Genomic DNA, 21,172 nt, shown 5'->3' on the forward strand with positions numbered 1-21,172 from the left:
ATTTTGACTGAGGAGGATTTGATCCGATGGCTAATCAGGTATTCAATTTCGGTGCGGGTCCGGCGATGTTGCCGGTTCCGGTGATGGAGAAGATTCAGACGGAGTTTCTCAACTACAACGGCATGGGCGTGTCGGCGATCGAAATCAGCCACCGTTCCAAGGAATTCGTCGCCATTCTCGAAGCGGCGCAGGCGACTTTCCGGGAGCTGAGCGGAGTGCCGGACAACTACAAGATTCTCTTTGTTCACGGGGGCGCACGGATGCAGTTCGCCGCAATTCCGCTCAACCTCGCGGGGCGTACGGCGACCAAAAAGTGCCTCTATTTCGAGACCGGCAACTTTGCCAAGCTGGCGCACAAGGATGCCGTGCCGTTCTGCAACGTCAAGGTGGTGGCCAGCGGTGCTGCCACCAACCATGACCGGTTGCCCCCCTATTCTCCCGCCGATATCGATCAGGATGCCGCCTACTGTCACATCACCAGCAACAACACCGTTTACGGCAGCCAGTGGCAGACTTTCCCCGACACCGGCGCGGTGCCGTTGATCGCTGACCAGACCTCGGAAATCCTTTCCCGCGAGATCGATTACAGCAAGTTCGGTTGCATCTATGCCGGCATGCAAAAGAACCTCGGACCGTCAGGGATGGCGATGGTGGTTATTCGTGAAGATCTGCTCGGCTTTGCTTCCGAGCAAACCCCGTTGCTGCTCAATTACACACAACTGGATAAGGATAATTCGCTGACCAACACCACCAACACCTTTGCCATTTACGTTGTCAAGCTGATGCTCGACTGGCTCAAGGCCGAAGGGGGGGTCAAGGTGATCGAAGCGCGCAACCGTGCCAAGGCCGCGCACCTTTACGCGCTGCTCGACGGAAGCGGTTTTTACAAGGGGTTTGTCCAGCCGGAATTCCGTTCGATGATGAACGTGACGTTCAATCTGGCGAGTGAAGAACTCGAAGCCAAATTCCTCAAGGAAGCCGGTGCCGCCGGTCTCTATGCCCTCAAGGGGCACCGGGCGGTCAACGGTATTCGCGCCTCGATCTACAACCCGATGCCGATGGCGGGGGTTGAGGCGCTGGCGAGCTTTATGGAAGAGTTCGAGCGCAAGAACGGCTGATCTACGACGAACGGCAACGCGCCCCCCTGGCGAACCGGTCGGGGGCGCGCGTTGCTCCTGTCGTAAAAAACGGAAACTATCCGCCCCAAAATATCGATTCGCTGCTGTTTTAATCGCTGTCGTAGATAGACGTTCTACGCTGAGCAGACGTTGATCGTTGCTATGCCCCTACGCCTTGCCGCAGGATAGAGATGTTATTCACTGCCCGGAATTTTCAGTCAAGTCCGACACGCTGCGCGCTATGGTTGATCGCTTTTGCGGGGTGGACAATCCTGATCCTGCTGCTGGCGTGGCATCAACAGAGTTCCGACAGAAGAGCTTTTCTCGATATTGCTTCCGCCGAGGCAGGGGCGAGTTATGACAAGGATCTGCTCTACCGGCGGTGGGCGGCACGGCACGGCGGTGTGTATGTTCCGGTGACGGAAGAAACCCCGCCGAGTCCCTATCTCAAAAACATCCCTGAACGCGATATCGTCACCCCGTCCGGCAAAAAACTCACCCTGATCAATCCTGCCTATATGACGCGCCAGGTCTTCACCCTTGCCGAGGAAGCTGCTGGTGTCCGCGGGCACATTACCAGCCTGAATCCGATTCGCTCGGGAAATAGCCCCGACCGGTGGGAAAAAGAAACGTTGCTGCGTTTTGCCGCGGGCGCGACGCACGCCTCAACGGTTGCTGAAATCAACGGGGAAAAGTTTCTCCGCAAAATGTTTCCGATGGTGACGGAAGCAAGCTGCCTGAAATGTCATCAACAGCAAGGGTATGCTGTCGGGGAGATCCGTGGCGGGATCAGTGTCTCCGTGCCGCTGGCACCGTATAGAGAGGTTTCTGAAACGTTAGCAGAACAACACTTCATAACCTATCTCGTGATTTGGGTCGTAGGGATGCTCTTTCTTTTTACCACGCGGGAAAAAATCGAGTTACAGATGGGTCAGGTCAGCGCGGCCTTGGCTCACGCCCGCCAGGTGCAGGGCGAACTGCAAATATCGGAGGCCAATTACCGGATTCTCTTTGACGAAGCCGCCTACGGCATTGCCGTGGCGGATATCAAAACGGGGGAGCTGCTGGCGGTTAACGCGGCCCTTTGTCAGCTGGTTGAACGCGACAGGGATGAGTTGCTTGGCAAGTCCCAGGCCATCCTGCATCCGCCTGAATTAAAGGCTTCCGGCGCTGTGGACGTCTCCCGGTGCTTTGAAGATTACCGCGCAGGGGTAAGCTCCGACCTGCATGTGTCCCGGATTATAACCCGGGCAGGACAACTCCGCGATGTCGAAATCAAGGCCGCCAGGGTGGTCTACAACGGACACGAAGCATTGCAGGGACTTTTTTATGATCTGACGGAAAGAACGTCTTTGCAGCATCAGGCGATTCGCGCCTCGCATCTGGCGGCCATCGGCGAGTTGTCGGCGGGGGTGGCGCATGAGATCAACAACCCGATCGGCGGGGTGATCAACTATGCGGATATCCTCAAGTCACGGACAACAGACGAAAAGAGCAGGGAGCTTCTTGAGCGTATTATCAAGGAGGGGGAACGTGTTGCCGCCATCGTCAAAAGTCTCTTGTCTTTTTCGAGGGATGATAAAGGAGAACACAAATTTTACGATATCCAGGTATTGCTTGAGGAGCCGCTCTCGCTGGTGCATTCGCAGCTGAAAAAAGATGGCATTACCTTGCAAACCTCGATTGCCGCTGATCTTGGTCGGATCAAATGCAATGCCCATCAGATCGAGCAGGTTTTCCTGAATCTTCTCAGTAACTCAAGGTATGCCCTCAACGAAAAGTTTCCCGACCACGATGATAACAAGAAAATAGTATTGTCGGCGCGGCGCATTGAAAGAGATCACCACGCCTTGCTGAGCGTTGAAGTCACCGACTTCGGCAGCGGCATCCCGCAACAGGTGCTGCCCAATGTGCTCAAATCATTTTACACCACCAAGAAGGCCGGAGTGGGGACGGGGCTGGGGTTGAGTATCTGTGCCGATATCATCCGTCTGCATCAGGGAGATATCGCGATTGACAGTGTTGCCGGAGAATACACCCGCGTCAGCATTGAACTGCCCCTGATGTCGTGATCTGATACGGTGCAAGTGCAGTAACCAGCGCATATCGTGCATCTTTTTCTCGCCCGGATCGACCTGCGCCAGATGGACAAAAAATCTTTACACGCCCTGGCCATTCATGTATTCTACGCATCCTCGCGGAGAGGTGACCGAGAGGCCGAAGGTGCATGATTGGAAATCATGTGTACTGCAAGGTACCGGGGGTTCGAATCCCCCCCTCTCCGCCATTTATTTATTGATCTGATCACACTGGAAGATTACCGGCGGAAGTGACGGCCGGGTCCCGCGCAACGACGGGTCGTGAACTCCGTCAGGCCCGGAAGGGAGCAGCGGCAGCGATCTTGTTCGTGTGCCGCGGGAGTGCCCGGTCGTCTCTTCCGCCGGTAATCCCGGTGATCCCCCTGAACAGGAGCCCGCGACCCATGTCTTACCTGGTATTGGCGCGCAAATGGCGTCCGCAACTGTTTGAGGATCTGGTTGGCCAGGAGCACGTCAGTCGCACCCTCGGCAACTCCATTCGCTCCGGTCGTGTCCATCATGCCTTTCTCTTTACCGGTGCGCGCGGGGTGGGGAAAACCTCTGCCGCGCGCATCCTTGCCAAAGCGCTCAACTGTGAGCAGGGGCCAACGGCAACCCCGTGTAATGTCTGCCCTGCGTGTCTGGAAATTACCGCCGGTCAGGGGGTAGATGTTTTCGAGATCGACGGCGCTTCGAATACCGGGGTCGACGATATACGTGACCTGCGCGAAAATATCCGTTATCTCCCCGCAAAATCCCACTATAAAATCTTCATCATTGATGAAGTCCACATGTTGTCGATCAACGCCTTTAATGCGTTGTTGAAAACCCTTGAAGAGCCCCCCGCGCACGCCAAATTTATCTTTGCGACGACTGAGCCGCACAAAATCCCGATCACCATTCTGTCACGCTGTCAGCGTTTCGATTTTCGCAAAATCGGCATCAACAAGCTGGTTGATCGGTTGCGCGAGATCGTCACCGCCGAAGGGATGGGGATGTCCGACCGGGCATTGATGTTGATTGCCCGGCGCGGTGAGGGAAGTATGCGCGATGCGCTGTCGACCCTCGATCAGGTGATTGCTTTTTGCGGCGACCAGGTCGGTGACGAGGACGTTCAGGCGTTGCTCGGGCTGGTCGACCGACGCCTGCTCTTCGCTGCCGCTGAAGGGGTGCTGCGCCGTGACGCCCGCGCGTGCCTCGACGTGGTGTGTAAAATCGACGAACTTGGCCATTCTTTTCGCCAGTTCTGCCAGGAGCTGGTTGAGCTCTTTCGCGGGCTGGTTCTCTGCCATGTACTTGATGAACCGGGCGATCTGTTGCAGATGACAACAGACGAGATCACCGAACTGCGCACCCTGGCGGCGACGGTCGAGCCCGAGGAATTGCACCGTGCGGTGACGGCGTTGATTCACGTCGAAAGCGATCTGGCTCAGGCGACTTTCCCGCGGTTGGCGCTGGAAATGGCGCTGATTCGCCTTGCCACATTACCGCCGGGGCGCGATATCGCGATGCTCCTGCACAAACTGGAACAGCTGGAACGTCGGCTGGGCAGTGGCGGCGTAACGACGCTGCCGCGTTCATCACCCCCCCCTCTGCCGGTTGCTCCAGAGGCTGCGCCGCCGCCGGGAGGGTCGCCGCCAAAAAAGGCTGAAGCTTCGCCGTCGGCGACGGACTCCGCGAGAAGCTGGGTTGGGCTGGTGGAGCATGTTAAAAGCCGTCGCCGTCCGCTGATTGCTTCGCTCCTTGAGCATGCCAGCCCGATGTCGCTGCCGCCGGAGGTGCTCGAAGTCGGTCTGGCAAGCGGTTCATTCCAGCTGGCCCAGCTCCAGGATGAGGACAACCGCAACGCCCTTGCCGAATTGGCCAACGAATATTTTGGCATGGCGGTGCAGGTCAAGGTGACAGCGCGGAACAAGGATGTGGCCGCGCCACTGTCGTTAAATGAGGAACGCCACACGCGGGAAACAGATCGCAAGAAGCGCTTGCGTGATGATGCGTTGGAACACCCGATGGTGAAAAAGGCCCTGGATATTTTCGCGGGCAAAGTCGAGAGTGTGAAGGCGATCGATAAAGGCTTTGTTTGATGCGTTGCGCACTGGCGGGCAACGCACTTTCTGTAATGACGACAACGTGCGGTTCAGCCGCGACCGAAGGAGATATGCTCATGGCAAAAGGTTTTGGCAACATGATGAAGCAAGCGCAACTGATGCAACAGAAAATGGCGCGGATGCAGGAAGAACTGGTGAACAAAGAAGTTACGGCCAGCTCGGGTGGCGGCGTGGTGACAGCTGTTGTCAACGGTAAGCAGCAGTTGCTGTCGTTGAAGATTGAACGTGATGTTGTTGATCCGGAGGATGTCGAAATGTTGCAGGATCTGGTGATGACCGCGATCAACGAAGCGTTGAAACAGAGTCAGGAGCTGGCGCAGAGCGAGATGGGGAAAATTACCGGCGGACTGAATATCCCCGGTCTGGTTTGATGATTGAGCTGAAACGGCAGAAAATACTTGCCTTGAGTTTGAATTGCATGGTAAGTACAATGAGTGGTCAGACCACTTATTGGTGAAATTTTAACATTATTGTAATTTTGGCGGTTAATTTTGACCGAACGTAAAAAAAATAAAACAGTATTTTAAAATGTTGAATTTCCTGGCGCCATCATGTTAAGCTCCATCCCGTCTTTCGCCCGTTTGGTGGCAGAGTTGGCGAAGTTTCCGGGGGTTGGTCGCAAGACCGCCGCACGGCTGGCTTTCTTCATTTTGCGTCAACCGAACTCCGAGGCCGAGGCGTTGGCCGGGGCGATTCGCGAGCTGAAAGCACGGGTCGGATTCTGCTCGCTGTGTTTTCATATTACCGAAGACGATCCCTGTGCGATCTGCACCGATCCCGAACGTGAAGCACGATTACTGTGTGTGGTCGAGCAACCGCAAGATCTGCTGGCGATCGAACGCAGCCGGTCGTTTCGGGGGCGTTATCATGTTTTGCAAGGTGCGCTGTCGCCCCTTGACGGTATCGGGCCTGACCGCCTGAAGATTCGTGAACTGCTCGAACGGCTGCGCAGCGAAGTGGTTGAAGAGGTGCTGCTGGCAACCAACTTTGATGTCGACGGCGAGGCTACAGCGCTCTACCTGGCGCGGCTGATCGCGCCGCTCGGTATCCGTGTCTCCCGGCTGGCACACGGCATTCCGCTTGGCAGCGACCTTGAATATGTGGATGCTGCGACAGTGTTGCACGCCGTTGAAGGACGCCGTCAATTGATCCAATGAGTAGTGTCGCTGCGCGTCAGCTGCTGAAATACTATATAGTGTTAAGCTCGATATACCGCTTGATGATCGATTGAAAGCATCATTTATCCCAAGCTAAAGGAGAATCAACATGTCTGGACGTAAAATGGTTACCATCGACGGGAGTACCGCCGCGGCGCATGTTGCGCACGCGATCAACGAGGTTATCGCGATCTATCCGATTACCCCGTCTTCGGTGATGGGGGAGATTTCCGACGCAAAGAGCGCAGTTGGTGAGAAAAATATTTGGGGAACGGTCCCCAAGGTCGTTGAAATGCAGTCGGAAGGCGGCGCATCCGGTGCCGTTCACGGTGCTTTGCAGACCGGTGCCCTGACCACCACGTTCACTGCGTCACAAGGTTTACTGCTGATGATCCCGAACATGTTCAAGATCGCCGGAGAGTTGACTTCGACGGTCTTTCATGTTTCGGCCCGCTCCATTGCCGCTCAGGCGCTGTCCATTTTTGGTGATCACTCTGACGTCATGGCCTGCCGCCCGACCGGCTGGGCCTTTCTCTGTTCCAATAACGTTCAGGAAGTCATGGACTTTGCCCTGATTGCTCAGGCGGCAACCCTGGAGTCGCGCATTCCTTTCCTGCATTTCTTTGACGGTTTCCGTACCTCGCACGAAGTGCAGAAGGTCGAGGAACTGACGCGGGAAGACATGAAAAGCATGATCAACGATGAGCTGGTTCGCGCTCACCGTCTGCGCGGCCTGTCGCCGGATCATCCGGTGATGCGCGGCACCGCCCAGAATCCCGATGTCTACTTTCAGGGGCGTGAGACGGTTACCACCTACTACGACAAGCTTCCCGCTATTGTTCAAGCCCAGATGGATAAATTTGCCCAACTGACCGGGCGCCAATACAATCTGTTCGATTACATCGGTGCCGCCGATGCCGAGCGCATTATCGTCATGATGGGCTCGGGGTGTGACACGGCCCATGAACTGGTAGAACACCTGAACGCACAGGGCGAAAAGGTTGGTCTGCTCAAGGTTCGTTTCTTCCACCCCTTTGTTGTCGAGGCCTTCGCCCAGGCGCTGCCGAAGACGGTAAAGAAGATTGCTGTTCTCGACCGTACCAAGGAGCCGGGCTCTCTCGGCGAGCCGCTCTACCACAATGTCCGCACCGCCCTTGGCGAAGCGATGGCGGATGGCCTGGTCACGTTTGACGGTTATCCGGTCATTGTTGGCGGTCGTTACGGACTCGGTTCCTTTGAGTTCACCCCGGCAATGGTCAAGGCGGTATACGACAACCTGGCCGCTGCCAAGCCGATGAACCATTTTGTTGTCGGGATCAAGGATGATGTCACCGGACGCAGTCTTGATTTTGATCCAGCCTACAAGGTTCCGAACAACGCCTACGCGGCAATGTTTTTCGGTCTTGGTTCTGATGGTACCGTCGGTGCCAACAAGAACTCGATCAAGATCATCGGCGAGACGACCGACAACAACGCCCAGGCGTATTTTGTCTACGATTCGAAGAAGGCGGGGAGCATGACCACCTCGCATCTGCGTTTCGGCAAGGACGTGATTCGTTCCCCCTATCTGATCGATTCGGCTGATTTCGTTGCCTGCCACAATTTTTCTTTCCTTGCCCGGTACGACTTGCTGGGCAAAGCGAAGAAAGGCGCAACCTTTCTGATCAATTCACCCTTCAGTGCTGAAGAAACCTGGGATCATCTGCCGCTGGAAACGCAACAGCAGATTATCGATAAACAAATGAAGGTTTATGTTATTGACGGGGTGCGGCTTGGTAATGAGATCGGACTCGGTCCCCGTATCAACGTGATCATGCAGACCGCTTTTTTCAAAATCTCCAACATCATTGACTTTGCCCTGGCCGAGAAAGAGATCAAGGACGCTATCGTCAAGTCTTACGGCAAGGCCGGCGAAAAAGTGGTCAAGATGAATTTCGAGGCGGTCGATGCCGGTGCCAATAACTTTACCGAACTGGCTGTTCCGGCACAGCCCACCACCAAGGTCAAGATCGCCTCGGCGATCCAGAGTGACGCGCCTGCGTTTATTCGCCAGACCACCGGCCCGATCATCGACGCCAAGGGCGATCTGTTGCCGATTTCGGCGATGCCGGCCGATGGAACCTTCCCGACCGGCACCGCCAAGTACGAGAAACGCAATATCGCGGTCAATATCCCGGTCTGGGACGAGTCACTCTGCATCCAGTGCGGCATCTGTTCATTTGTCTGTCCGCACGCGACCATTCGTATGAAGATTGTTGAAGAAGCCGATCTCAAGGGGGCTCCAGCCACTTTTAAAACGAGTGATGCCAAAGGGAAAGATGTGGCCGGCAAGAAATTTGCGTTGCAGGTCGCGCCCGAAGATTGCACCGGCTGCGGTGCCTGCGTACACAATTGCCCGGCCAAGAGCAAGACCGACGCAAATCACAAGGCGATCAATATGACCTTCCAGGAGCCACTGCGCGAGCAGGAGGCGATCAACTGGGATTTCTTCCTGTCGCTGCCTGACACTGACCCGGCGTTGATCAATCGCAACAGTCTCAAAGGGAGCCAGCTGTTGCCGCCGATGTTCGAGTTCTCCGGTGCCTGTGCCGGTTGTGGTGAAACTCCGTTTGTCAAGCTCTGCTCGCAACTGTTCGGTGATCGCATGGTCGTCGCGAATGCCACCGGCTGCTCGTCGATCTACGGTGGCAACCTGCCAACCACACCGTGGACCACTGGCAAGAACGGTCTTGGCCCGGCGTGGAGCAATTCACTCTTCGAGGACAACGCCGAGTTCGGTTTTGGTTACCGTCTCACCATCGACAAGTTCAATGAATATGCGCTTGAACTGCTCGACAGACTTGCAAACTGCGACTGCAAGGGGTGCAAGGATGTTGTCGGATTGATGGAAGAAATTAAAACCGCCGACCAGAGCACTCAGGAAGGGATCGTGGCGCAGCGCGCGCGCGTGGCCACGCTCAAGACTGCGTTGGCCGAATGCTCCGACGCCGAAAGCAAGAACCTGCTCTCGGTCGCCGATTATCTGGTCAAGAAATCGGTCTGGATCCATGGTGGTGATGGCTGGGCCTACGATATCGGCTACGGTGGTCTCGACCACGTGCTTGCCTCGGGTGCGAACGTCAACGTTCTGGTGCTGGACACCGAGGTCTACTCCAATACCGGTGGCCAGGCGTCGAAATCAACCCCCCTGGCGGCCGTTGCCCAGTTCGCTGCCGGTGGCAAGCGGATGCCGAAGAAGGATCTCGGGATGATTGCCATGACCTATGGCAATATCTACGTCGCCAAAGTCTCAATGGCGAATCCGGGGCATGTGGTCAAGGCAATGATCGAAGCGGACGCCTACGATGGTCCGTCACTGATCATTGCTTACAGCCACTGTATCGCTCACGGCATCGACATGACCACCGCTGTGGACGAGGGCAAGAACGCTGTGGCCTGCGGCCACTGGCCGCTGTTCCGCTACGACCCGCGCCTGGCCGACGAAGGGAAAAACCCGCTGCAACTCGACAGCAAGGCACCGACCATCTCCTTCTCCGAATATGCTTACGGCGAGAATCGCTACCGGGTACTGAAGAAGATTCAGCCAGAAATAGCCGAGCAACTGATGAAGGAACAGAGTAAAGAAACGGCCACGCGCTTTGACTTGTACCAGAAATTGGCTGAAATGCAGGCAGACTGCGGCAAGTAAACCAGTCATTGTTCAATAGAAAGAGCCCGTCGACCTGGTGTCGGCGGGCTCTTTCCTGTTTTTACCCCTTGCGCCGATCAAGACTGCGATACTGAATCGCCTCCGCGAGGTGTGACTGATCGATCTGCTCACAGGCGGCGAGATCGGCAATGGTGCGGGCGACTTTGAGGATGCGCGTGTAGGTGCGGGCGGAAAAGCCGAGCCGGTCGGTGACCATTTCCAGCAACTTGTCCCCAGCCGCGTCGACTTTGCAAAATTTGGTGATGTGGCGTGTCTGCATCTGGGCGTTGGCGTGCAGACCAAAGGCCTTCAGGCGCTCGCGTTGCACCGCCCGCGCCTGATCGACGCGGGCGCGAATCGTCTCACTGCTCTCGCCGCCGCTCGGCGTCGCCAGGTCGCGATACTGGACGCGGGGCACTTCAACATGCAGGTCAATGCGATCGAGGAGTGGGCCAGAGAGGCGGGTGTTGTAGCGCTGGGTCATCAACGGCGTGCAGTTGCAGTTGTGTTGCGGATCACCGAGATAGCCACAGGGGCACGGGTTCATTGCCGCGATCAGCATGAACATCGCCGGATAGGTCAGACTGGTCGCGGCGCGGCTGATCGTCACCTGACCATCTTCGAGGGGCTGGCGCAGCATCTCCAGAACATTCTTTTTGAACTCCGGCAGTTCGTCGAGAAACAGCACCCCGTTGTGCGCCAGGGACACCTCGCCGGGGCGGGGGATGGTGCCGCCGCCGATCAAACCGGCATCGGAGACGGTGTGATGAGGGGAACGGAAGGCACGCCGGGCGATCAGCGCGTTACGCTGTGGCAGCTGACCGAGAACAGAGTGGATCTTGGTGCATTCGAGCGCTTCCTCAAAACTCTGCGCTGGCAGAATCGTTGGCAGGCGTCGGGCGAGCATCGTCTTGCCACTGCCGGGAGGGCCGATCATCAACAGATTGTGTCCGCCGGCGGCAGCGATCTCAAGGGCGCGTTTGGCATTCTCCTGCCCGCGTACCTCGGCAAAATCTTCGGCGTGTTGCGCGGCCTGATTGAACAGCGCGGCGGTGTCGACCTGACAGGCAGTCAAAAGATTCACACCGTTGAGAAAATCGACCAGCTCTCCCAGGGTACTGACCCCATAGACCGGCAGACCATCGACCAGTGCCCCCTCGGCGGCGTTTTCCGCCGGCACGATCAGGCCGTCGAGTTCCCAGTGGCGGGCACCGACGGCAATCGGCAACACCCCTTTCACCGGTTTGACCCGACCGTCCAACGACAGTTCACCGAGGATCAGGAACCGCTTGTCGTTGATATTGCGGATCACATCGGTGGCGGCGAGCAGGCCGACGGCAATCGGCAAATCGAAGGCGGCACCGTCTTTGCGGATATCGGCGGGGGCGAGATTGATGGTGATGCGGCGGGCGGGAAATTCGTAGCCGGAGTTTTTGATCGCCGATTTGACGCGGTCCTTGCTCTCCTTGACCGCTCCTTCGGGGAGTCCAACGGTGGCAAACTGGGGGAGGCCCATGGCGATATCGACTTCGACCTCGACGGCGTAAGCGTCGAGTCCCAAAAGTGCGCCGGACCGGATGGCTGCAAGCATGATGTCCCCTCCTTGAGAATTTTTTCGGTGGCTGCAAGCACGGTGCTTGCACAGCAAAAACACTGGACGCGTCGCGCGTGACGTTGCTGACGCTGAATATACATAGCACAGCGACGAAGAAAAAGAAACGCCGCGATGGAACCCTTGATTTTAAAGCGTGGCAAGATTACAATCGCAACATTTTTCATACGCAGCGGTCAGTCGCTTGACCGGCTGGCGGGATAACGGAATATTTGAGCATTATGAAGAAAAATCTGTTCAGCATCCTCGTGTGGGGAGTGATTTTTTTGGCGGCCTTGATCGGGGTTGACCGGTGGTTGATGACAACGCGGGTCAAGCTCCCGGTGCTGACTGATGTACAGCATTTTTATCTCGATTTTCGTGGCCGACTCTCGGCACTGGTCGAGGGTGACGACGATCCGGTCAGTGATGTTATCGCCCCCCCGAAAAATATCGTCAAGTCGATTCAGACGGTGGCGGAAAAGGTTGAAAAGAAGATCTCCCCCGAGCCATCAACGTTACCTGGCAAAGACACCTTGAAGTATCTATATGTCGATGGTCAGGGACAACTGAATTTTACCAGTAGCTTCAGTGAGATCCCCGCGGAATTTAAAAAGAGCGCCGAATTGCTCAAGGACTAACCTTCTCGCCGCGCAACTTTTAAAAGGATAAATATTTTGCCTAAATTGAAACGCGAACTTCTACTCGTCATGCTGAGCCTGGGACTGGTCGCGACCATTGCCGGGCTGGTGCCGGACAAGTTGGGGGCAAGTCTTTCCTCTGCCGGGGTAAAGCGCACCGAACGGTTCGCAACACTCAACGGGGACGGTGAGCTGCACCTCTATAATCTGAAAACCAAAGAGCAGTTGCAGGTGACTTATCGCGACAGTGAGGGGACGTATGACCACGCGGTGCTGAGTGAGTTGAATCGCCTGTTACGCTGTTCATGGGATAACCAGACCACCCTGATTGATCTGGAACTGGTCGAACTTCTGGACGATATCGAGGATCATTTCGGCGCCGAACGTCTCGATATCGTTTCCGGTTATCGCTCCCCGGCCTACAATGAGCATCTGGCAGCGCTGGGCCGCAATGTGGCGAAGCAGAGTTTCCACATGAAGGGGCTGGCTTCAGATATCCAGCTGCCGGGCATACCGGTTGCCGCACTCCATGACTATGTTCGCGAATTGCGCCTCGGCGGCGTGGGATATTATCCCGATGATGGTTTTGTGCATGTCGATGTCGGCCCGGTGCGGAGCTGGTGAGAGTCTTGGCGTTTGGGTAAGGGTTGAGTGTCAAGCACCTCAGCGATACAAACTGTGCAGCAGTTTTTTGGCGAGCAGGGGATCGACGCTGACGAGGTGGAAACCATGGTCGAAATAGGGGGCATATAACGCCGCATCGATCTCTTCGAGGCTCTCGCTGCCGGTCAGTGCGACGCTGCCGATCACTTCCGTTTCAAAAACAGTCACCCAGGAGATGAGAAAAGGGAGCCCTTCAATCATCGAATCCCAGAACAATTTATTTTTCAAACGAGAGTAGGGCGCTTTGAAAAAAGGGATTTCGATCTGCGGGTGATCGAGAAAATACGATTTATAGCGGCTCTTGCGACAGATGATCTTCACCTTATGCCCTTGCAGCAGGTGGTTTTGAAAGGTCATGATTGTCTGCGGCTTGTGCACGACGCGCCCCTCGGGGAAGAAGAGCAGGGGCCGACCAGCCCCGGCATCCAGCCGCCGGTGAAATCCCTCACGCCCTTCTTTGGTATCAAGCGCCAAGCCCTCCTCCAGTGCCCGGCTGCACACCCCCGAGTTGATCAGCAACCTCCCGAAAAAGGACGTTTTGGCCGCCGCCCGGTACGTCGCATCGGCCTGGTGCAGATTAGCGAGCAACATCGCATCGAAACGGCTGTGATGGTTGGTGACGATGAGTGTAGAACCGTCATCGTTTGCCTCAGCAGCGGCAGGGCCTTTGGTGCGGAGATAGACACCCAGGCAGAGAAAATAAATCAGCTTGATGATGCGTGGATAATTTTCCAGACGGATGGCCAGGTATTTTTTAAGGCAGATTCCCCCCGCGAAGGCGACAACGAGCGCGACGACACGCACGATGGCCAGCGGGACGGTGAGCGGCAGACACAGGGTAAAGAGCAGGGCCGTCTGCGGCCGCTTGAAGAGATTGAAACACTTGAAGCGTGACAGGTAGGCAATGCCCTGCGCTGTGAGTTTGCCGTCGTGCAGATAATCTTTCTCGGTGAACGCGCTGTGCGGGGGAGCAAGCGCCAGCTCCGACAATAGTTTGGCCGGCGTATTGGTTGTTAAAAAGTCGACGCCCAACTCCTGGTAGCGCCGGGCATTCTCCAGCGTATCGTCCCTGGCGTAACTCCAGATGGTGATTTTCAATCCCGCAGCATGGATTTTTTTCACCCATTCCGCGCTGATGACGGGGGAGCTTTCCATGTCGAGACCATCGATGTTGTTAGCCAGCGCCGCCGCGATATATTTCTCCAGCTCCCCCCCGCTTCTGACCTCCGGCCAGTTGCCGCGAAACCTCGCGTAGCTGGTCAAATAACTGGCGTTGTAACGCGGCAGACGTTTTTTGAGTCGGTTGAGAAAGGTGTGATCGAAGCAGATGAAGGTGATTTTCCCCGCCGCAACCCGCTCTTCGGTCAGCAGGGCTTCAAGGGTATCGAGGACCCGCGCATCTGCCCCGAGGTTGGTACTGCCGCTCTTGATCTCAATAAAGAGATGCTTGCCCTCCGGGATGGCACGCAGCACCTCGGCCAACCGCGGAATTTTAACCCCTTGCCATGCCGGGTCTTTCCAGCCACCGACATCAAGATCCTTGAGATCGTTCCACGCCGTATCCTCGACGCGCAGATCCTCTCCATGCAGTGCGGTGCGTCTGGTCGAATCGTCGTGCATCAGGATCAGCTCACCGTCAGCGGTGCGCACAACATCGCACTCCGCCGCATAGGCCCCCTGATCCCACGCCAGCCGCAACGCTTCGAGCGTATTTTCCGGGGCCTCTTCCGACGCCCCCCTGTGACCGATGATTTTCATACTTTTCCCCTGTGAATGCCGGACCAAAGAACTGCCAAACAGATTAAAACGCATCATTCCCGCCTTGCAAGCAAAAGTCAAAATACGTTCAGATTAGTATCAATCTTCCGCTCGGGTCACTTTCCTCTGCGCCTTGCTCCTCCCCTTGGGTTAAGGGGAGGCCGGGAGGGGTTACGTCTGGCAGGAACTGCCATGCGGTTCAGGACACCCAACGAACGCTAACTCCCCCCAGCCCACTCTTAATCTACATCTTGCTCTACGTTGGAGAGTTTAGCCAGACTTAGCGGAAGATCAGTCTGCGGCGATTTCTTTTCGACAAAAGGCTGAGAAGGTTCTTTTGCGCCTCCGCGACCATCCCGAATCTGGGCGGACCCTCCCGGAGTTTCCAGACATCCACTTTCGCGAGGTTATTGTTACACCCTATCGGTTTTTCTACCGGGGTAAAGATAATGCGGTCTGGATTGTGGCAGTATGGCACGATGCACAAACCCCCGAAGAGCCATCAGCTGAATCGGCTAACATTTAACCAGGCGGACAGTGTGGGTATCTGCAATGATTTTCCGAGGCAGGAGGGTCGGTAATCTCTCCTTCACGGTGGCGTTCGGAGTGGTTGCCACGGTGGCAACGGCGCTGTTCAGCGTCGCAGTCGCGGCGTTGCTGATCGGCAAGGGATATCGGTTGCGCAAGTGAGGCGTTTTTTTCTTCATATGTTGTGCCGGATACGTCTACTGTATGGTAGTCTGGAGTTCCTTGAAATTTACAATTGACGTTTGTTACGGCAACGCAGTCAACATTCTCGGTGTTTAACTGAAACTGAGGCTGTCAACCCTCTGTTGGGAGCGGCGCTGCCATTGATTTTTTTTGCCTGGGAAGAAGGAGGAGTTAGGTATGAATTATTTTAAACTGGAGTTATTGGTTGGGATTGCATTGTTGTGCCTGACCCTGACGGCGACGGCCGCTGAACCTGAGGGCACCTCGCCGGGATCGGCCCCCTCGGGGCAAGAGCTGGCAACCACCGTGCAATCTGATCGAGAGGCGCCTGTCGCTCCTTCGCTGCCGATTGCTGACGCGACTCCCGTTGAGAAGCCGACACCGGTGACCCCGCCGCGTGTTCAGGTCGCCCCTGTTGTCGTCCCGAGTCTGCCTCCAACACCTCGCAGCGACCCGCAAGATAAAGAAAAAAAGCGTCTGGCGTCGAGCATGCTTGACTTCTTTGAGACCGAATGCAGTCCTCTGACCCGGGGCCAAAAAGAGTCAGGGATGTTCGATATCTTCTCCGACGACAAAAATCCCGTTTTGTCCAAGTGTCTCGATGACCTGACCGCCTATGTTCAGAGCTTCTGGGGACTCCCTGATACGGCGCGCGCACTCAATCTGATTGCCGCCCTGAACAAGGCACAGGCGAATGCTCCTGCCGAAGTTGTGGCGCTGGGCAAGCTGATCTATGTTTTCGATGACTCGGAATGGCGTTCCAAGGCGGAGAGCAGGTTGCTCGGTCTGTCCATCAAGGAACTTAAAGAGGAGCGTCCGTTGCTGAAGCAACTGGCAAAGGGGAGTGATTTAGCTGACCGCGGTGAGCGACACTTTCAGTTTATTCAGGACCTGGCCAAATTTAACGGGACCCCCTTCATGACCTTGTTGCGGCAGGAATGCGATTCTTTTTTTGAGCGTTTTCCCGGACATCCCAAAACCGAAATGGTCCTGGAGATCAAGGCGGAGAGCCTGCTCCGCGAAAAGCGTTTCGTGGAGGCGTTCTCCGGCTATCGCCAGTTAGTGGGTATCTACCCCGCCAGTCCCCTCCGTTCCGCTCGATTGCTGGTTTTGGGTGGGGGGTACAACGATCAGCTTAAACACTATGAACGGGCGGTGGGGATCTTCGAACAGATCATCGCGGAGTATCCGGAACACGGTGCAGCCTTGACCGCCTATCAGCGGGCGGCACGTACCTACGAGAAGAACCTTGGGCGATATCCGAAGGCGGTTGAAACCCTCGATCAGATCGTCCAGCGTTACCCAGAAAATGAAGCAGCGCTGCAAGCGCTTCAGGATCAGGCGCGGATTTATACCGCGAATATTGGCAACTTCTATGCGGCGATAAAAACCTATCAGCGGTTGGCTGATAGGTTCCCCGGTGATGCCGCAGTGACCGCGCTGGTTCGTGCTGCCGAGCTGGCACGAAAAAACATTGAGGATTTCGATTTACAGATTGAACTTCAGCAGCGCCTGGGCTCCGAGTACCCCGGCCGCGAAGAGTCGATTGTCGCTCTCTACAGCAGTGCTGAAACATTTGAAGAAAAGTTGCGTGATCCGGCTCAGGCGATTGACGCTTATCAGTTGCTGATTGACACCTACCCGGACCACAAGTTGGTGAATAATGCCAAGAAACGCATCCAGAAGCTCACCGCGAAGAGATAGGTGGTTTGTGGGGTAACTTCGTTCCTGGCAGGGGACGCGTTAACAGCCTGATTCGGTGGCGGAGGCAAACATCTTACATGAAACCGAACTTTTTCATGCGATAGCGAAAGGCATCGATGCCAAGAGTCAGTTTCTTTGCCGCTTTCGACTGATTCCCTTCAGATGACTCCAGGGCCTGACGGATCAGCTCCCGTTCAACATCTTCAATATCGATCCCCTCCGGCGGCAGGCGAAAATTCACCAGATTGCCTCCGCCGCCGGAGGTTTTGGCGATAATTTCCTGGGGCAGATGCTCCAGCATCAGCGTTTCATCACTCTCCAGAATAATGGCCCGCTCAATGATGTTTTTCAATTCACGGACATTCCCCGGCCAGGCATACTCGACCAGAAACTTTTCGGCCATTTTGGAGACACCTTTGACACTCTTGCCGAACTCATGATTATAGTAATCGATGAAATGTTTCACCAGGGTCAGGATGTCTTCCTTGCGTTCACGCAACGGCGGCAGATAGATCGGGATAACTTGCAAACGGTAATAGAGGTCGTTACGAAATGTTTTTTCTTCGATAGCCTTGAGCAGGTCTTTGTTGGTCGCTGAAACGATACGCACATCGATCTGAATATCCTTGACTCCGCCGACGCGCCGAAAGGCTCTCTCTTCGAGAACCCGCAATAATTTGGCCTGCATCCCCAACTCCATGTCGCCAATTTCGTCGAGGAAGATGGTGCCACCGTCACTGATCTCAAAGAGCCCTTTTTTCTGATTCCGGGCGTCGGTAAAGGCCCCTTTTTCGTGCCCCATCAATTCACTTTCCAGAAGTGTTTCGGGGACTGCGGCACAATTGATCGCCATGAACGGTCTGTCGGCGCGCGCACTTTCGTAGTGAATCGCCTTGGCGATCAATTCCTTGCCGGTTCCGCTCTCCCCTTGAATCAGCACGGTACTGGCATCACTTTTGGCAACCTTGTCAACCATCGACATCACGTTCTGCATATGCCGACTCGTGCCGACCAGATTGTTTTTGCCGTAACGTTTGGTTTGCTCGGAGCGCAGGTGGGCGACTTCCCGTTTCAATTCGCCGGTTTCAAGGGCTTTCTTGATAACAATCGCCAGCTCGTCAAGGTTAAACGGTTTGTTGACATAGTCATACGCCCCCAGACGCATCGCCTTGACGGCGGTTTCCACCACCCCCAGCGCTGTCACCATGATCACCAGCACGTCGGTTTCCAGCTCCTTGACCTTTTCAAGAACCTCGATACCGTTCATGCCGGGCAGCTGGATATCGAGCAACATCAGGTCTGGAGGATCTTCACGCACCATTTTCAAGGCTTCTTCGCCGCTGGCTGCGGTGGTTACCTCGTACCCCTGTTTTTTCAGATTCTGTTCCAGTGACCAGCGAATCAACTGTTCGTCATCAACAACCAGAATTTTCTGTCCGCGCACGGTTTATTCCTCTTCCTTAAACGTCAGCGTCCCGGAATTAGCGGGCAGCTCAAGAATGAATGTCGTCCCCTCACCCACCTTGCTGTCAGCCCAGATTGCACCGTCGTGTTGTTCGAGTAACTGGCGGCAAATGGGCAAGCCAAGCCCCGTCCCTTGCGTCTTGGATGTATAGAATGGGGTAAATATTTTGTCAAGTTGACCTGCCGCGATCCCGCTGCCGGTATCCTCGATTTCAATCCGCACCACCTTGCCGCTTGTCGATTCAGCCAACAACGTTCGCACACTCAAGGTGCCACCGTTCGGCATCGCCTGAATGCCGTTAATCAGGACGTTGAACAACACTTGCTGAATCTGTTTTTCATCGATCAGCAGCGGCGGCAGACCGTGAGCCAGGTCCTTGAGACGATGAACCTTGTGGGTGCCGGGGTGCTGGTTCAAAAAGAACATGGTGTTGTTGACCAGTTCATTGATATTCACATGCGTCAACTCCGGCTTCCCCGGCTTGCCGAAGTAAAGCAGATCGGTGACTGTTTTGTTCAGTCGGTCGATCTGCTCAAGAACCTGGCGAACGATCTCCCGCCGTGGGTCGTCAGCTGCAAAGTCATCTGCCAATACCGACACCGCGCCGCTGATACCGGCGAGCGGGTTCCTGATTTCGTGCGCCAGCCCGGTCGCCATTTCCCCGACCGAAGCCAGACGATCGGCGCGTGCCATCTGTTTGTAGTGGTACTGTTCCAGTTCGTGCTGCACCCGTTCGAGGTTAATCACCATCGAATTGAAGCTGCGCATCAGGCTGCCCATCTCGTCGGAATATTTCGGTTTCATACGCACGCCAAGATCACCTGCCTCGACCTTGGCCATGTTGTCGGCAATCAGCTGCATCGGGCGTCTGACAAAACGCAACAGAATAAAGGAAACCCCTACCGACAGGAGGATAACGACCAGAGCGGTTGACAGGAGCAGATATTGTGACGACTCACGAAGCTTGCTGGTGGTGTCGGCGAGCGAAAAGTTGAGATTGAGCACCCCGACAACTTTGCGCCCCGGACCGTGGCACTGATAACAGCGCATATCGGTGTAGATGGGCTTGATAATGCCGAGAATATCTTCGCCATCGACATGAAAGATCCCCTCGGTGCGTCCATTGTGGAACAGGGAGAAAGCATTGGCATCGACCCGCGAGCCGATCTCCCAGGGGCGCGATGATTTGAGAATTGTCCCGTCGGGGTGAAAAATCTTGATCCCGGCAAGACGGTGGTTGCGGCCAACCATCTCCAGCACGGTTTGCACATCGTCGCTGTTGCCGAGGCGCATGGAATTGAAAATCGACTTTTCAACTGTCGACAGCAACAGTTCGGTATTCTCTTTGGTGGCCGCGACCAGATGCACCTGCTCACGACGGACCTGAAAAAGAGTAAAGGCTCCGATAACTGTCGACAAGAGCAATATGTTAAGAATAATAATGCGACTGATCAGGCTGTTGAAAAACAATATTTCCGCCTTTGTGGGCCGGTTGCAGAGAAGCTGTTACTTACGTTTCATGACGCGCTCGGCCGCTTCAACCAGATGTGCTGCGGTTAAACCGTAGTGCAACAGCAATTCATCTCCAGTGCCCGACTGGCCGAAAACATCGCGCAAACCGACCCGTTCGACCGGCACCGGACAGCTCTCGGCGAGGGTCTCGCAAACCACCCCGCCGAGCCCGCCGATGACCGAATGTTCTTCCGCTGTCACCACGGCTTTGGTCTCCCGCGCGGCCTGGAGTGCCAGTACGCTATCGAATGGTTTGAGCGAGGCAAAGTGGAGCACTCGCGCCGAGATATTTTCAGCCGCAAGAATTTCAGCGGCAGCCAGTGCCCGCGCCGTCATCAAGCCGGTGGCCATGAAGGTCAGATCGGTACCGTCGCGCAGGGTGACACCGCGACCGATGGCGAACGTGGCGGTGGCGGGGAAGATCGTCGGCACCTTCGAGCGCCCGAGACGCATATAGATCGGCCCCTGGCAAGCAGCAGCAGCGCGAATCGCGGCCGCGGTTTCGGGCCCGTCAGCCGGACACAAAACGGTCATGTTCGGCAGCGCGCGCATGATCGCCAGATCTTCTATCGACTGGTGGGAACCGCCATCTTCGCCGACCGTAATCCCGCCGTGCGTCGCCACAATCTTGACATTCATTTTTGGATAGGCGACCGATTGACGAATTTGTTCGAAGGCGCGACCGGCGGCAAAAACCGCAAAAGTAGAAGCAAAAGGAATCATTCCCCCGGCGGACAATCCAGCCGCCATCCCCACCATATTGGCTTCGGCAATCCCGGCATTAAAGAATCGCGCGGGGAACTCCCTGGCAAATCCCGCCGTCTTGGTCGAGCCGGAAAGATCGGCATCGAGGACAACGATCCGTTCGTTCTCCCTGCCTAGTTCCAGTAAGGTTTTACCGTAGGCATCTCGCGTTGCGATCTGTTCACTCACTGTATTTTGTCCTTATCCTGAATATCCAACTGCATGTAACGCTCA

Annotated in this window: 16 protein-coding genes, 1 tRNA gene and 1 other RNA gene; 13 read left to right on the forward strand and 5 right to left on the reverse strand. The window is 55.8% G+C overall.

Features of this window, described 5'->3' with window-relative positions:
* The first annotated feature begins 26 nt into the window (after window positions 1-26).
* The 8 genes from serC to nifJ all read left to right on the forward strand — a co-directional run bounded on the left by serC (window position 27) and on the right by nifJ (window position 10,149).
* Window positions 27-1,118 carry a 3-phosphoserine/phosphohydroxythreonine transaminase gene (serC, locus tag K0A93_07650; GenBank protein ID MBW6511974.1) on the forward strand — a complete coding sequence of 364 codons (1,092 nt, stop codon included), beginning with the start codon at window positions 27-29 and terminating at the stop codon, window positions 1,116-1,118.
* A gap of 191 nt (window positions 1,119-1,309) precedes the next feature.
* Complete coding sequence (locus K0A93_07655; protein MBW6511975.1) at window positions 1,310-3,190, forward strand: DUF3365 domain-containing protein; 1,881 nt, start codon at window positions 1,310-1,312, stop codon at window positions 3,188-3,190.
* Between the two features lie 127 nt (window positions 3,191-3,317).
* Window positions 3,318-3,405: transfer RNA gene (locus tag K0A93_07660), tRNA-Ser, on the forward strand.
* 47 nt (window positions 3,406-3,452) lie between these two features.
* Window positions 3,453-3,551: signal recognition particle sRNA small type (ffs, locus tag K0A93_07665), an RNA gene on the forward strand.
* Window positions 3,552-3,600: 49 nt separating this feature from the next.
* On the forward strand, window positions 3,601-5,280 hold the full coding sequence (dnaX, locus tag K0A93_07670) for a DNA polymerase III subunit gamma/tau (GenBank protein MBW6511976.1): 1,680 nt from the start codon (window positions 3,601-3,603) through the stop codon (window positions 5,278-5,280).
* A gap of 80 nt (window positions 5,281-5,360) precedes the next feature.
* Entirely contained in the window at window positions 5,361-5,675 is a 315-nt protein-coding gene (locus tag K0A93_07675) for a YbaB/EbfC family nucleoid-associated protein (GenBank protein ID MBW6511977.1), read from the forward strand.
* Window positions 5,676-5,855: 180 nt separating this feature from the next.
* Entirely contained in the window at window positions 5,856-6,461 is a 606-nt protein-coding gene (gene recR, locus K0A93_07680; GenBank protein ID MBW6511978.1) for a recombination mediator RecR, read from the forward strand.
* 124 nt (window positions 6,462-6,585) lie between these two features.
* Entirely contained in the window at window positions 6,586-10,149 is a 3,564-nt protein-coding gene (gene nifJ, locus K0A93_07685; protein MBW6511979.1) for a pyruvate:ferredoxin (flavodoxin) oxidoreductase, read from the forward strand.
* A gap of 61 nt (window positions 10,150-10,210) precedes the next feature.
* Here nifJ and K0A93_07690 read toward each other — a convergent pair whose 3' ends face one another.
* A complete protein-coding gene (locus tag K0A93_07690; protein MBW6511980.1) occupies window positions 10,211-11,740 on the reverse strand; it encodes a YifB family Mg chelatase-like AAA ATPase in 1,530 nt (509 codons plus the stop codon).
* Between the two features lie 242 nt (window positions 11,741-11,982).
* On the opposite strand from K0A93_07690, the gene K0A93_07695 reads away from it, so the two are divergent.
* Window positions 11,983-12,381 carry a hypothetical protein gene (locus K0A93_07695; GenBank protein ID MBW6511981.1) on the forward strand — a complete coding sequence of 133 codons (399 nt, stop codon included), beginning with the start codon at window positions 11,983-11,985 and terminating at the stop codon, window positions 12,379-12,381.
* A 36-nt stretch (window positions 12,382-12,417) separates the two neighbouring features.
* Window positions 12,418-13,005 (forward strand): DUF882 domain-containing protein, encoded by a 588-nt coding sequence (locus K0A93_07700; GenBank protein ID MBW6511982.1) that lies wholly within the window; start codon window positions 12,418-12,420, stop codon window positions 13,003-13,005.
* Window positions 13,006-13,044: 39 nt separating this feature from the next.
* Here K0A93_07700 and K0A93_07705 read toward each other — a convergent pair whose 3' ends face one another.
* A complete protein-coding gene (locus tag K0A93_07705; GenBank protein MBW6511983.1) occupies window positions 13,045-14,802 on the reverse strand; it encodes a hypothetical protein in 1,758 nt (585 codons plus the stop codon).
* A gap of 304 nt (window positions 14,803-15,106) precedes the next feature.
* Here K0A93_07705 and K0A93_07710 point away from each other — a divergent pair, with 304 nt between their 5' ends.
* The 3 genes from K0A93_07710 to K0A93_07720 all read left to right on the forward strand — a co-directional run bounded on the left by K0A93_07710 (window position 15,107) and on the right by K0A93_07720 (window position 17,217).
* Window positions 15,107-15,328 carry a type II toxin-antitoxin system RelE/ParE family toxin gene (locus tag K0A93_07710; protein MBW6511984.1) on the forward strand — a complete coding sequence of 74 codons (222 nt, stop codon included), beginning with the start codon at window positions 15,107-15,109 and terminating at the stop codon, window positions 15,326-15,328.
* 26 nt (window positions 15,329-15,354) lie between these two features.
* On the forward strand, window positions 15,355-15,492 hold the full coding sequence (locus K0A93_07715) for a hypothetical protein (GenBank protein ID MBW6511985.1): 138 nt from the start codon (window positions 15,355-15,357) through the stop codon (window positions 15,490-15,492).
* Window positions 15,493-15,690: 198 nt separating this feature from the next.
* Window positions 15,691-17,217: a tetratricopeptide repeat protein gene (locus K0A93_07720; protein ID MBW6511986.1), complete on the forward strand. Its 1,527-nt coding sequence runs from the start codon at window positions 15,691-15,693 to the stop codon at window positions 17,215-17,217.
* Between the two features lie 73 nt (window positions 17,218-17,290).
* Here K0A93_07720 and K0A93_07725 read toward each other — a convergent pair whose 3' ends face one another.
* Genes K0A93_07725 through K0A93_07735 form a run of 3 tightly spaced genes read right to left on the reverse strand, consistent with a single transcriptional unit; the run spans window position 17,291 to window position 21,127 of the window.
* Window positions 17,291-18,661: a sigma-54 dependent transcriptional regulator gene (locus K0A93_07725; protein ID MBW6511987.1), complete on the reverse strand. Its 1,371-nt coding sequence runs from the start codon at window positions 18,659-18,661 to the stop codon at window positions 17,291-17,293.
* 3 nt (window positions 18,662-18,664) lie between these two features.
* Complete coding sequence (locus K0A93_07730; GenBank protein MBW6511988.1) at window positions 18,665-20,152, reverse strand: HAMP domain-containing protein; 1,488 nt, start codon at window positions 20,150-20,152, stop codon at window positions 18,665-18,667.
* Window positions 20,153-20,188: 36 nt separating this feature from the next.
* On the reverse strand, window positions 20,189-21,127 hold the full coding sequence (locus tag K0A93_07735) for a transketolase family protein (GenBank protein MBW6511989.1): 939 nt from the start codon (window positions 21,125-21,127) through the stop codon (window positions 20,189-20,191).
* Window positions 21,128-21,172 lie beyond the last annotated feature (45 nt).

This window comes from Desulfuromonadaceae bacterium (genome assembly GCA_019429445.1).
In the GTDB taxonomy this organism is placed as follows: Bacteria; Desulfobacterota; Desulfuromonadia; order Desulfuromonadales; family JAHYIW01; genus JAHYIW01.

Excerpts from the sequence above, each read along its gene's own strand:
- serC (MBW6511974.1), top strand. The coding sequence starts at position 27 with ATGGCTAATCAGGTATTCAATTTCGGTGCGGGTCCGGCGATGTTGCCG.
- K0A93_07655 (MBW6511975.1), top strand. The coding sequence starts at position 1,310 with ATGTTATTCACTGCCCGGAATTTTCAGTCAAGTCCGACACGCTGCGCG.
- dnaX (MBW6511976.1), top strand. The coding sequence starts at position 3,601 with ATGTCTTACCTGGTATTGGCGCGCAAATGGCGTCCGCAACTGTTTGAG.
- K0A93_07675 (MBW6511977.1), top strand. The coding sequence starts at position 5,361 with ATGGCAAAAGGTTTTGGCAACATGATGAAGCAAGCGCAACTGATGCAA.
- recR (MBW6511978.1), top strand. The coding sequence starts at position 5,856 with ATGTTAAGCTCCATCCCGTCTTTCGCCCGTTTGGTGGCAGAGTTGGCG.
- nifJ (MBW6511979.1), top strand. The coding sequence starts at position 6,586 with ATGGTTACCATCGACGGGAGTACCGCCGCGGCGCATGTTGCGCACGCG.
- K0A93_07690 (MBW6511980.1), bottom strand. The coding sequence starts at position 11,740 with ATGCTTGCAGCCATCCGGTCCGGCGCACTTTTGGGACTCGACGCTTAC.
- K0A93_07695 (MBW6511981.1), top strand. The coding sequence starts at position 11,983 with ATGAAGAAAAATCTGTTCAGCATCCTCGTGTGGGGAGTGATTTTTTTG.
- K0A93_07705 (MBW6511983.1), bottom strand. The coding sequence starts at position 14,802 with ATGAAAATCATCGGTCACAGGGGGGCGTCGGAAGAGGCCCCGGAAAAT.
- K0A93_07715 (MBW6511985.1), top strand. The coding sequence starts at position 15,355 with ATGATTTTCCGAGGCAGGAGGGTCGGTAATCTCTCCTTCACGGTGGCG.
- K0A93_07720 (MBW6511986.1), top strand. The coding sequence starts at position 15,691 with ATGAATTATTTTAAACTGGAGTTATTGGTTGGGATTGCATTGTTGTGC.